The organism is Pseudomonas vlassakiae (assembly GCF_014269035.2).
In the GTDB taxonomy this organism is placed as follows: Bacteria; Pseudomonadota; Gammaproteobacteria; order Pseudomonadales; family Pseudomonadaceae; genus Aquipseudomonas; species Aquipseudomonas vlassakiae.
In genome coordinates this window covers 291,488-304,072 of record NZ_JABWRP020000002.1, presented here as the reverse complement: position 1 = coordinate 304,072, position 12,585 = coordinate 291,488, and the positions used below count along the sequence as shown (strand labels likewise).

The 12,585-nt window shown below is 54.2% G+C and carries 8 protein-coding genes; all 8 read right to left on the bottom strand.

Annotated features, from left to right (window positions below):
- Nucleotides 1-142: 142 nt before the first annotated feature.
- The 8 genes from HU738_RS03535 to HU738_RS03500 all read right to left on the bottom strand — a co-directional run bounded on the left by HU738_RS03535 (nucleotide 143) and on the right by HU738_RS03500 (nucleotide 12,125).
- Nucleotides 143-3,046 (bottom strand): AAA family ATPase, encoded by a 2,904-nt coding sequence (locus tag HU738_RS03535; protein ID WP_186600997.1) that lies wholly within the window; start codon nucleotides 3,044-3,046, stop codon nucleotides 143-145.
- A 100-nt stretch (nucleotides 3,047-3,146) separates the two neighbouring features.
- On the bottom strand, nucleotides 3,147-3,356 hold the full coding sequence (locus HU738_RS03530) for a hypothetical protein (RefSeq protein ID WP_186601165.1): 210 nt from the start codon (nucleotides 3,354-3,356) through the stop codon (nucleotides 3,147-3,149).
- A 58-nt stretch (nucleotides 3,357-3,414) separates the two neighbouring features.
- The gene (locus HU738_RS03525; RefSeq protein WP_225923387.1) at nucleotides 3,415-3,876 is read right to left on the bottom strand and encodes an NUDIX hydrolase; all 462 of its coding nucleotides are present in this window, start codon (nucleotides 3,874-3,876) and stop codon (nucleotides 3,415-3,417) included.
- Between the two features lie 15 nt (nucleotides 3,877-3,891).
- Nucleotides 3,892-4,542, bottom strand: coding sequence for a DUF7002 family protein (locus tag HU738_RS03520; protein ID WP_186600995.1), 651 nt, complete (start codon nucleotides 4,540-4,542; stop codon nucleotides 3,892-3,894).
- 3 nt (nucleotides 4,543-4,545) lie between these two features.
- On the bottom strand, nucleotides 4,546-6,225 hold the full coding sequence (locus HU738_RS03515) for an adenylosuccinate synthetase (RefSeq protein WP_186600994.1): 1,680 nt from the start codon (nucleotides 6,223-6,225) through the stop codon (nucleotides 4,546-4,548).
- Between the two features lie 3 nt (nucleotides 6,226-6,228).
- Complete coding sequence (locus tag HU738_RS03510) at nucleotides 6,229-6,768, bottom strand: AAA family ATPase (protein ID WP_186600993.1); 540 nt, start codon at nucleotides 6,766-6,768, stop codon at nucleotides 6,229-6,231.
- 305 nt (nucleotides 6,769-7,073) lie between these two features.
- Nucleotides 7,074-9,224, bottom strand: coding sequence for a nuclease-related domain-containing protein (locus HU738_RS03505; protein ID WP_186600992.1), 2,151 nt, complete (start codon nucleotides 9,222-9,224; stop codon nucleotides 7,074-7,076).
- 144 nt (nucleotides 9,225-9,368) lie between these two features.
- Complete coding sequence (locus tag HU738_RS03500) at nucleotides 9,369-12,125, bottom strand: UvrD-helicase domain-containing protein (protein ID WP_186600991.1); 2,757 nt, start codon at nucleotides 12,123-12,125, stop codon at nucleotides 9,369-9,371.
- Nucleotides 12,126-12,585: the final 460 nt, after the last annotated feature.

Sequence of the window (12,585 nt, the reverse complement as noted above, 5' to 3'; positions counted from 1 at the left end):
CTCCAACAGACTCAAGAATTAAAACATTGTATATCATACCCAAACGCAAGCGCATTTTTATTTCAACGCACTCGCTTAGGTATAGAACACTTCATCGTTGGTCATACGGGACATGGTTCACCACCCAGCTAAGAGCGAAGAGTTAGCTGCCATCACCCAAAGCGCCCTCCTCTTCAGTTACAGGCGATTGCTCAGCAGGACGACCCTCAATCTGGTCTTGTTCCGCGATGCTTTCAAGGCACCGCTCAATGAACTTTAGCTCCTCCTCCAATTCAGCGGCACGCTTTTCCATTACACCCAAGGCGGCCTGCCGCTCTTGTTGCACCGCTGCGGGGGCCCGCGCAAGTCCCGGCATTTTCTTGCGGTTCCACTCTATTTTGGCAGAAAGGTCAGCGAGAAACTTTTCCCCGGAAGCCTTCTTTCTCAGGGTGAACAACTGACACTCAAGCAAACGGATGGCATCGTAGATTTTGACGATTTCCTTGCTTGTCTTGGAATGGACAAAATTGAGGCTTCCCTCGTCGAAGGCATGGTGTTCCTGATTCTGGCCCCGCCAGTTCACAAGGTCGTTCTTGATGGTATCAAAGTGGGTCAGGTCATACTTGATGTACGGCTCAATCAGCGCAAACGTCTTTTCAAGGCTGAGCTGAAGAAACATGTTGTTCTTCACGCTCTGCTTGGCAAACTGGGCCGTGATTGATAGCCCCTTCTCGATACAAAATTCCAAAACCATGGACTCAAACCAGATACGACAATATACGAGCGCCTGGCGTATATCGTAGACCGACAGCGCCATGTGAACTTTCTTCTGAAAACCACCGGCGTAATTAATCGCAACGATCCCTTTATTCGTGTACGTCAAGACATTGCTGGTAAATTGATCTGCTTGCGAATGACGATCGACAATGATGCAAAAACGCTCCCAAAAGAGGCGATCATGAGTCGTTACCACCATCTGAATTTGGCTCAGATACTCATCATCAAAGAACAAATCGATGATATTGGAGCGGTGGTCACTGTCGATGGCATTAACAACGTCATCGAACACGATCAAAGGGTATTTGTTTTTTTGAGCCATCGCGAGCAGCAACGACAACCCCAAAGCCCTCAGGTGACCCTCGCTCAAGGTTGTGAAGGCATCCAGGGAGGATCCATTGACGTTGGTTATCTTGATCCTATAGCCGCTACCATCGTTCTCGAAGCTCAGCGACTGAATCTGCTCGTGCTCATCATCATGGTTGTTGATGGCCCTGTAATACTCAGCGGCCTTGGCCTCGATGCCCGTAATACGCGCCTTCTCCAGGCTAAGCTTGTAGTCTTGGAGATCACGATGGAGATTGCCGTACTCGGCCTCCAGGTTACGCAGCAGTTGATTGAAATGACTGTTATCACTGGCGTCGTTGAGCAGCGTTTCCCTTCTTTTCGAGAGATCCGCCATCTTCGTGTTCGTGACCTGGATGCTGCTTTCGAGCGCTTTTTTCTCATCAAAGCGCTGTCTAAGTGTTTCGCAGAGCTGTTTCAAATCTCCAGCTTCGCGCTCAAGTCGTTCTGCGTGGGCTTCGGCCATCCCCACCTCGCCATGTTTGACATGACAAGCTTGAAGGTAGGACTCGATAGCTGGGTACTGACTCGCATACAGCGTGACAAAAAGTTCGATGACTCCAGAGGCGACCTCCGTTCGATCGGTAGCGGAATGAAAATCGCCAAGCTCGCTGAGTAACTCCTCCATATGCACTTCACACGGGACGCCGGCTTGCTCATTCGATCGGATGGTGGCCACCGCAGTGGCGATTATCGAGGCCAAGCGAGCCATGCGATGCTCGTTTTGGCGCTTCGACTGCTTGAGTTGCTCCAAGACACTCAGCTCTTGAAGCTCACGCCTGGCGTGCTCAAAGGGGTTTTCGACGACTCGATCCAGCGGAGTGTTGCAAGCCGGACAGGTGTCTCCTGCACAGTCATGCTCTACAGCTTGCAGTGCTAGGTAGATAGCTTGGTAATTGACTTCACTGGCGCGCTTGAGAAGCTCGGCCTCGATTGAAATCTTCCGCGCGAGCAAGCGCTTGCCAACTCCACAGGTTCTAGCGATCTGCTTGAGGGTGAACACCACAGGCGCTTGAGCAGAACGTAGACGCTCGGCTTTACGGATCATGGTCTCAATTCGCTTCGGGAGCCGACGCGATCTGAAAGGTACGTAGTAGTCCTGGTCTACCCGCAACCCCAACAACTGACACACGTTGGCGACGAGTGACTGGAGCTGCGCAAGGTGCGCTCGGCGCTGCCCACCAAGATCTGATCGGTCGCGAGCCAGCGCTGCAAGCTCATCAGCCCTGTCAGGCCTCATGTAGTCTTTGAGCACGAAGCTCTCAGGGCGAACGAAGCGAGAAATGACCTCCTGCAGTTCCTCCAGGCCGAACAACGTTGCGATCACATCGCCCTCAGCACTCCCGGTGTCCTTGGAACCCAGCAACGAGAATTCTTGAAGGCGGTTGCGGTCAATGAAGCAGCTCGACCAGGTGAGGCTTTGTATGACTTTCGCTTTGTTCGTATCGCGGAGCTCAAGCATGGGCCGGCTTGAACCACGAGCAATGTATTGCTTGACCTTAGTTTTACGCCTGAGCGCCTCTTTGATCGCTCCGGTGGTGCCAATCTCAAGCGCTTCGCACAGGGAGGATTTTCCTCCGCCATTAGGGGCGTAGAAGATATTCTTGAGCTTGCTGAATCGAAGCGTCGTGCCTTGGTCATCAGCTCCGAACTCACCAAATCCCCGGAAGTTCTTGACCCTAAGAGAATCCAGAGGACTAAGGCCCGAGGGCGCGATCCAGTCGAGTTCCGGCCTGTTATCGAGCACCCTTTTGAAACGTACCGCTGCTCGCTGGTAATCACGACCAAGCAGCGCATGTGAGGCTGTCGATATGTGAGACTTGATATGGTCGGAGTAGCGCCCCTTACCCTGATGCGCCTGGTACATACACCACAGCAACACCAGGTAAGCGTCTGAACGCCCTTCAAGATTCTGCCTCGCAAAACTCAAAAGGTACTGGCTCATTGCACCTCCTCCTTGGTGCGTACCAGCGTATCCGGACTGAAATCAGAAAGCCATCACTCCTGGCGTGGATACTCGGGGGAGCCAGTGCGAAGGAAGGAGCTTATTGAAGTGTTGCTGAAGGGCATCCCATGACGCGCAGCTGATACTCGGACATCGCTTTCCACAGCGACTCGGCCTCAAGCCTCAAGCGTTCAATCTCCTCATCGGGAAGCTTCGCCGTCATCGCTTCATGGTAGAGCTTGAGGGCTTCTACAGCGCTGGTCATAAGTGGGTTGCCGGGTTTCAGAATTGAGAACACATCTTTGTTCACGTGCCCATCCTCCAGATGCTGGTGCCTTTCACCTAAGTCACCGCAGGTGATCGGGATATCACTTGACCGAAAGCTTATGCGCCAGGTCAAACAGGGTCGGTAAATCGTGCGGGTAGATCTGCTCCCGAGAGACTGCCAATTCGCTCGCTGTCCACCACTTCACATCACGTACAACCTCGCGCTCCTGATCACTCCATAGCGCTCTCGAACACAGCTCATCCTTCACGCGAACCACGTAGTAGTGCTCAACGGCGAGCACCTGCTCACCATCTGGCATCTGCCAGGGGAATTTCCTCTGTGCCATACAGCGCCCAACAGACGGTGTCACGACGCCAGTCTCTTCATGAAGCTCACGAATGGCTGCGTCCTCAAAAGACTCGCCGTCTCGCAGCTTTCCACCGGGAGTAGCCCAATAGCTCATGCCCGCCAAGAAACCACTGTGATAACGTATGTTGAAGAGCAGCAACCGTTGCCTCTCACTGATCAGCAAAATGCGGGCAGATAACCGACGTCGCTGCATTTCCCCTTCCATCTTCTATGCGATCACATCCAGCACTTCACTACCCCGCATCCGCCGGACTTCAAGCACAAAATCAGCAATGTCCGGGACGGCATAATCGACCACGAGCTCCACGACGTTTTTCACCGGTCTCCCAGACTGCTTCACCGGGTAATCAGGCACTCGACGAAAGACATCAGTACCACGCCGATGTGGCATGGGCCATGTATTGCCAGAGTTCATGTGGCACAGCCAGATGCTATCCGCATAGGCTGGGATGAATTTCGCTGAGTCCAGCGTCAGAACATCGTGTTCGAGCCTACGGTAATCGCGAGCGCCGAGCAGGCGATGCAATCTTGCTTCTTCAGCCCAGAAGAAGACCTTATTGTTGATCAGCTCATACCATTGGCGGGGCGTCGTTCCATCCGTGAGGGCCTGCAGCAAACGCCCTTCAGGCATAGGTTTTTGATCTCGGAGAACAATATCGGCAGGATCACCCAACCTCACATTCATCTTCTCATTTCGGTGCTCACTCTCGAACGAAGCACGGTCGTCACCCTCAACTGAGAGATGGTCGAGGACTGCGGTCGTGCTCATTAACCCACGCGTGCGAATGCTATCCCAGGCTCCGCGCTCTGCCATGTGGTAGACCCGAGGATAAAGCTCAATCAACATGTCGACATCCATGCCTCATCTCCTTCCTGAACGCGCAGTCCAATTCCGTCGATCGATCAAGGAACGTAAATCGCTGGGATCTGGGTCTCGTGTGAACCTTGTGTTTATCAGGGACACGGGAGCTTGCGATACCCGCTCAAGCTCCTCCACAAATTTAATCGTTTCAGGATCTAGCTGCTCGAATCGCCTGGCATTACGGTTAGTCGCCTTAAGGTAGTCCGCAAAGGTCAGAACAATGTCGGTAGGCGCATTGAGCGCGCACGCTTTTCTGAATTGATCCCACTCAAACCAACCCACTCGCCGATTGCGGCGAGTTGTCGAAGTCTTCTCGGCGGTGTTCAACGCTTGAGCATCCAGCCCCGCCTTGCCTGCAATTTCATCGAAAGTCGTTGCATGCTTGAGTTTGCCTGACGTGTGCCCCTGGTCTCCATCTGGATCACCAACACGGATGGGCATCGGTCGTATAACCATTAGAATTTTCCGGATCCGGCTGGGTGAGATGCCGGCCTCCGCAATGCAGCCTGCGACGTTCGTATCTCTGGACGTGACGTGCGGATAATCACCATGGAAAATGCTCAATCCACTACCTTGGGTACCTTCCAACAAAATGGAGTGACCGCTGCGATAGGCCTCCTCCAAGCGATCGGAGGTGCATCCATGATAGTTACCCGAGACACCCACATAAGGACGGAGCTCTTCAACATCCCGTGCGAGCCTGACCCCTTTGCCCCTGTTCAAGATACGCCTAGCAGCCGCAGCCCCGCTTCCACTGCCTGTCGAGGCAATGGTTGATACCAAATGCCCCTTCCTCTCAGTAGCAATGTCCTCCTCCTCAATGACGAGGGCTTGAGGATCGATGAAGAGCCGGTCTTCGCGGATGCCGCAATCCTTTATTTCCTGTAGGAGCCCCGGCAAGTGGATAGTCATGCCTGGGCCCAAGAGCAACCGGGCAGTTACGTCACGCGATCCGGAAGGCAAGTGATGGTAGGTATAGGTGCCGGCAGAGTTGACCACTGTATGCCCAGCGTTGGGGCCGCCTACACGAATCATAACGTCGTACTCACGGGCCAAGTATGAAACAATATTGCCCTTACCCTCACTCCCATACTGACCACCAATCAGCACATCCACGCACCTGATATCTGGCGGCGTATACAGATGCAGACGTGCAGCCACCCGCACTAACGTGTCGTTCGAGTCCGAACGCTCGGTGTAGATTCGGACATCCGCATCTTTCTTCAGCGCATCGATCTCATCCGCATCATTGAGCTGGTTGACCTGGTCATAGGTGGCTGACGACTTTCCAGACTCAGATCGCTCTGCGTAACGTGCCCTGAGTGTGGGCTCACTCGCATAAAGGTGGACATGCACCAGATTTGCGCCAAAGGTCAGTCGAAACTGCTGTACCTCGGAGAGCGAGTTCAAATGATCGACGACCAAGGGAGGGCGATCCCCTTCTTCCGAGCAGATTGCCTGGGTGGCATCCAGCATCCATGGCGCACCTTCGGCATCTGTCAGCTCTCGCCGCCGATCGATGAGTGCCGTCTGAGGCATGTTGAGATTCCACTGAGCATCCTGAGACACTCGACGGTCGCGAACCACTCTGAAGCCGTATTCTTTTTCGAGTTGGTGAGCTAGCCCACTTTTGCCGCTACAAGCCTTACCAGTGATCACGACGATCTGCCGACTTTCCATGCGCTACCTCTCCCAGGCCTTCAAGAACTGATTTGCGATTTCAACCAATGTGAGCTCGTCGGTATCCACAACCTTGTCAGCACAGATCGCGAGCGAACGCGCACTTTGCTCGTTTGGGTGCGAAACACTGGCGTGGTACTGCGCAAGTAGTCCTACGCCGCGTTCAGCGTATCGACGTTGAAGCACTGACTCTGGTGCGACAACGTGAACATGCCTAATCGATTCACCGTAATTTAGCCTGAACAGCTCTATCTGACGGGGCTTGCGTACGGCATCCAAGATCCAGCTTTCAATGTGAGGCTGGGCATCGATACTTGGCCGTGCGACCGACTCTATGATCCAAGAAAAATCTGTAGCTGCATCCAAGGCATCACCAAGTTCTTGAAGGTGATGGCGGTCAATGGGCTTGCCTCGGACAAGCAACTGCTCGCGAAGAAACGTTCCGCTGCTGATAGCCGCGAACCCGTGATTCTCTTGCAGAAATTGAGAGATCGAGGACTTGCCACTGGCCATGGGGCCACTCAAAAGGAGGATGCGCTTCACCGTGAGGACAGTCCCAGTCTATGAGATGCAATATCACGTTAAAGCGTAGCTGGTTTGCCAGCAAAGGATGGCTTTTTGACATGCGCCTTGTGACGCCACCAATAGAGACTGGCCAGCCGTACCCGGGAGCCTAAGGCCGGGCAGTCTACACAGACTGCAGGTTCTATCAGTTCGCTTACGCGCCCCGCCCCCAACCCGGCCAGAGCAATACGTCATGGAGCCCCAGCCGCTCCGTGCACTGCAGTAGGGCTGCGCCCCGAAGACATTGCCCTACTGATGCATAGCGCTAAGCGGGCGCAATCAACTCACGAGCGACAGCACTTCTTATATTTTTTTCCACTACCGCAAGGGCATGCTTCATTGCGACCCGGCTCCACGTGCCTCATACCTCTCTCCAGGATTTTCATCGCCGCGTTCATGGCTACAGGCTTTTGCATTCCCTTAGTCAGCTCGTCCATGACGTCGGATTGAACCCAGGGTAGGTTGTACATCATGCCGAACTGAATTTTTCCCTGCGTATTGACGGAAACACCGAACCATGCGGCAGCTCGCTCCACGTACTTGCGTTTTTCACAATGCAGCTTCAGGTGTTCAATCGCGTAAGGATCTGGAGCTGGGTAGCAATGGAACGTAATCCCCGCCTCCCCTCCATCAATGGCAAAGGTGAAATCGTGAGGGCGTCCATCTCTGATGGCCATGAGCGTGATACCGGCTATGCCCTGGTGGATGTGCTGACACGCCCTGCTATCCAGCGACAGCAGCACAAAACCGAGTTCAAGCATTGCAGGATCTGGTGCTCGCTCAATCTGGGTAATCAACTGCTCATACTGAGTATCTAGCATGTGCGTCAGAATACCTGGCGGTGTCCTTTTCCCTGGGAACCCCTCCCTACGCACCGTCATCGCAACATCCACGTCACCCGCGAACGAGTCGTCCACCGATGCCATGCTGTAGGTTGGATCAAGCCAGAGATTTTGATTCAGGTGATAGCCCAGCGCTGTCAGCTCATGACTAACTCTGAGCCTGTCGCGTGCGATCGCCCGCAAGCGTATGTAGCTGAGAAGGCGAAGCGGGGAGTCCAACATTTCCGCCAGGACGTCCAGTAGAAAAACGTCCATCACCAAGGGGGCTCGAACGATCTCCGTGGTTTCGAACTCAAGGTAATGGCTCGCCTGAAGCGCTAGCGCAGGATAGTGGTCAGATACCACGCAAAAAGGGAAGATCTCTTTGATCGAATCGGGAGTGGCAATCTCGCGGCCTGCGTTGTCGATCATCCGGCACCTACCCGAGAGAATCGCCTCAGCGCAGTCCCACGCTTGATCAGAGGCCTTCTGAATAGCTGCAGCGAAGTCAGCCTTGAGCTGACCATCATTCCCCTTCCGTGCGGCCAGTGTTAGCTTCTTCGCTTTAGCTTGAACGATGATCATGCGGTCACCGAAAATCACCAGCACGTCAGCCTCTCCAGCCCTGTTCTTCCCGTCAAGAATGTTGACGTTTGTGAAAACGTTGGCTCTTCCAAATACCGCAGCTAATCGTTTGTGAGCAAAACGCTCAACGAAAGCGCCACGGTTGTCAGAGGCCTGTCGGCGATAGACAGGGTCGTCCTTCATCCAAAAGAACGGTGACTCGTAGAGTGCTTCGTAGATTGCGTAGTGCATGAAGAGAAGCACCGACCCGCGATTAGTCGGCAACAGCGGCGACCCGACCACGCGGTTGTAATCTCCCAGCTCCCGGAACTCCGCGTTCTGACCGGTGAACGTCAATGCCTCAAACACTGCCTGTACGACGCCAATGTCCAGCCCAGTTTTCCGAGCGACTTCCTCCGTGGTGAACTCGAAGTGAGTCAGCGGTGAACCGACGGCATACAGACCTTTCTTGCCATTTTGATGCAGCTGGGTTGCACGTAAGTCCATGAGCGAACACATCGCACGGGCAACTGTTCGTGCCTGACGACTCGTGAAGCCCTTATTCTGCTGAAGCCAAGCGTCATCGTCCTCGTGCTTGTCGACGAAAAAGTCTCGGTATTGGAAACTGTAAGCGGACTCCGGGCCGTAAAAGATTGGCTCCCTCAGCGCCGCCCCTTCCCAAATAGACATGCGATCTATGGCGCTCGATTTGCGTTTCAGCGCTTCAAAGATGACGCTGTTCATTGAGCCATGGAGTTCAGCCATGAGCTCATCGGTTTGCTCTACATAAGCTTGGATTTGAACAGGCTCCGGAAGCGTCAGATCCAAAGGCTGGCGCACCATCAGCCCTAGCAGGGTGTTGATTTCCGTTCTGAGAAGTCGATTGGGATCGTAGAGCTCACTCAGATCAGAAGTTGTGTACTCTTCTCGAAACGCGACCATGTTATCGCGATGGCATATGTACGCGATCGCATGAACATAACCCGGTTTAGCCGTAAGCACGCCAAGGTCAGCGAACACCTCGGACTCACTACGTCCTGTAATACGCATGAGTCACTCCCTCAGGGTTAAGTTAGCCCCAGACGACGCCAAGCAGCAGTGTGCCGCACGGTGGTGCAACTAATCGCTGGGCTAGGGTTTTCGATCATAGCCTGCGCGATGCGATCGCACCCTAGATCAAGGCCGACAACGGAATCAATACGGACGATGGGTCAGTTTTGGCTGCCGGGCTCCCTGGCGTTTCGGCTTACTGGGTTTGTATTTGCAGCGGGGAAAACCTGAGCAGGATTTGAAATCACCGAATTTACCCGTGCGGTGAAGCACGACACCATGCTGGCAGACAGGGCATCGCTCCTCCTGGATCGGTTCTCCCTTCATATCCGTAACCATGACCACACCGTCCTTTGCCAGCTCGGCCAAGAACGGCGAATTTCTGGCTGTCACGGTGAACATGGCGACCGACCTGCGCGCCCGAGTCAACGCAACGTAGAAAAGCCGGCGCTCTTCCCCATGCAGATAGGTGTCACCTTCTGGCATCACCAGACCGAAGACAGGATCATCCCCTTTCAGGCTAGGGAACCCTCCAACCATCATCCCTGGCAACAGCACGTAGTCGGCCTGGTCGCCTTTTGAGGTATGGATGGTTTTGAATCGGATTTCAAGCTTATCGCCGTAGCGCTGCTCCCATCCCTGGGGAATGAACTGGGCATCGGATTTGTAGCGCCCAAGGATGAAGACTGATATCAACCTACCATTGGCTCCTGGGGTGACTCCGGTCGACAACTGCTGGTAAAGGTCATCCAAATACTGTCTCAAGCCATCCCGAACGTGATCCCTACTGGACAGTTGAAACGCCTGGAATGCGGGGCCGATGGGCTCAGTCACAGAGATCACGGTCTTCTCCAATTGAGCCGGGTTTTTAGCTACAAACTGGCTGGAGGCATCACAGATGGCCTGTGGGCACCGGTAAGTTTTCTCAAGTCGGAATACCTCACCGTGGCCATACCATTTCACGAAGCCTGTCATGATACTCACATCGGCGCCGGCGAATCTATTGATCGACTGCCAATCATCGCCTACAGCGAACAGGTGACTGTGGGGCTCTTGAACCAACGCCCGACATAGCCTTGCACGTGCGCGCGAGGCATCTTGGTACTCGTCAGCCATGACCAAGCGATAAGGCGACTGGTAGCCCCGCTCAAGGCAATCTGCGGCCAGGTTGATCATGTCCTCAAAATCGATCCCACGGTCTTCTTTCAGGGCGGCATCCCAGCCTTCGATCACTGGAATCGCGAGCTCCAGGAACATTTTGTACCGGAACTTGAAGACGCTGATCGGAAGAGCGTCGTACCGTTCGTACAGCATCGCCGCCGACAGGCTATTACTTTTGTAGTGAGAGATGAACGATCGGAGCACCTTCACCAAGTCAATATGTTCCAGTGGTACTAGGCCGGAGTCCGGGATCGGACGGTCGGGGTTTGGATCAAGCTCCATGCCCCGCGACGTCAGCTCTTGGGAAAGATGAGCGAAGATTTCACCTGTCCGCAATTGGTGCGAAGTCGACTCGATCAGCTGCGTGCCATAGCTGGCATGAGTCTTCCGCTTCCAATCGGCCCCTTCCGCATAATTCACGAAATGCGCGGGTGCTTGGCCCTCTGCATCAAAGGCAAAGTGCTCGTGATAGAGCTTCAGCTGTGGGTAATAAAAGTCGGGCACATATTGGCGGTGATCGGCGGTTGCAGTGTCGTGTTCGTAGGGCCGCTCATAGGCGTACTCGACACCGTTGTAGAAAAGCCAATTGGCAATCAAGCGCTCTTCCTGACTCGCGACATGCTCGCCATTGAGTGTGATTAGCCGAGCCTCCCCTTCCCTGTCGAAAGCTTCCGCCACATCTCTCAACGGCGCAGTGGAGTGATCCCGCCCGAATACAAGGCGGAAAAGATCCCACTTGGTGCGGAACTCATCTGAACTGTCCTTGAGCGTGTCGACGATCACCCCAAGTTTCTCCAGCCCGAGATCCGCCTTGGTAGCCCACTTGGGAACGCTTGGCTTTTTGCCCGTAGCGCCGCCAATGATTTTCAGGCCCAGGGAGTGGAAAGTCAGTGCGTTGATCGTAACGCCGGCCATGCCAAGCCTCGCGAGCGACTGAGCCCCCCTTTCCTGCAGCTCCTGTGCAGCATCTTTGTTAAAGGCCAGCATGATGATCTCGGATGGGGCCACGAAACCGCGATGAACTGCGTAAATCGCTTTGGCAACCATCGTAGAAGTCTTGCCGGAGCCGGCGGAGGCAATAAGCTGAACCCGATTGTCGAAGCAAACCACGGCTTTTGCTTGCTCATCATTGAGCTCACGGGACTCGACGTTATTCAGAAGATCTGAGCAAGCATCAAGCTCCCGGATCATGTGTACATGGTTACGGGCTTTCCAATGCTCAGTCCAGTCCTGAGACCATTGACGCAACCGTCCCTGCACGCGCGGCTTGTTATCTCCCATCGCTGCCTGGATGACTGGAGAATCAAACAACGCCTTGAGCTTTGCAGCGTCGATCCCCAGGGCATCCTTTTTGGAGAGAAGCTCCTGCTGCATGTCGTGAGTGAGCCAGCGATGCTCTGCATCTGCTGTAGCCGCGACCTGGTCGACCTCTTTCAGCCAGCCCGTGATCTTGGCGTAATAAGCCCGGAAATGCTGCTTGCTCGTTACTGCTCGAAGCTGGTGATCTAAGGTACTGCGCGCTGCGTGAGCCAAGCCAACGAGCTGAACCTCGTGGCCGATCCAGACCGTGACGTTCGTCCAGAATAACCGGTGATGAAAGCGCAGTGAGGAGAACGCTTCGAGAGGTATCGAATACGTTTGGTCGTCCAGCGTGACGCTCAGCTCATCATTCTCGATCGCAAGACGCCAAGAAGCCGCCCTTCTGAACAAACGCGATAGGAAAGAAGGTTGCCACTCCATTGTCATCCGCCAACCACACCGAAAAACCGGGAGTTTACCAGAGGGCGAGTGCCATCAGGCTACGCCAGACCGCTCTAGACTCTGTACGAAATGCATCCGAACTCTCCCATGCTGCGTTGAAAACGGGCGTGGAAGCTTGCCCGACTGTTTTGCCTAGCTTGGCCTTCGCTCGAATACATTTCGTACAGCGCTAAGCCCGCACTCACGACGTGGTTGTGCGTATGGAGACGACCGACAGGAACACGCTGTGTTCCACTGGACAGCGATAATGGGACTGGGCTAGGTTGCAGGGCGAGACAGCTGCCAGGGCTCCAAACCTGTTTCGAGGGAACGAAAGAATAGGTTTTTTGTGCGAGTAAGAACTTTCATTTCTGCGTATCACAACATAAAAATTTCAAACAAAGACCCCCTGACCAATGCCAAAAGTAAATCGTAGTTTTACAATCTGGATGAGACGACA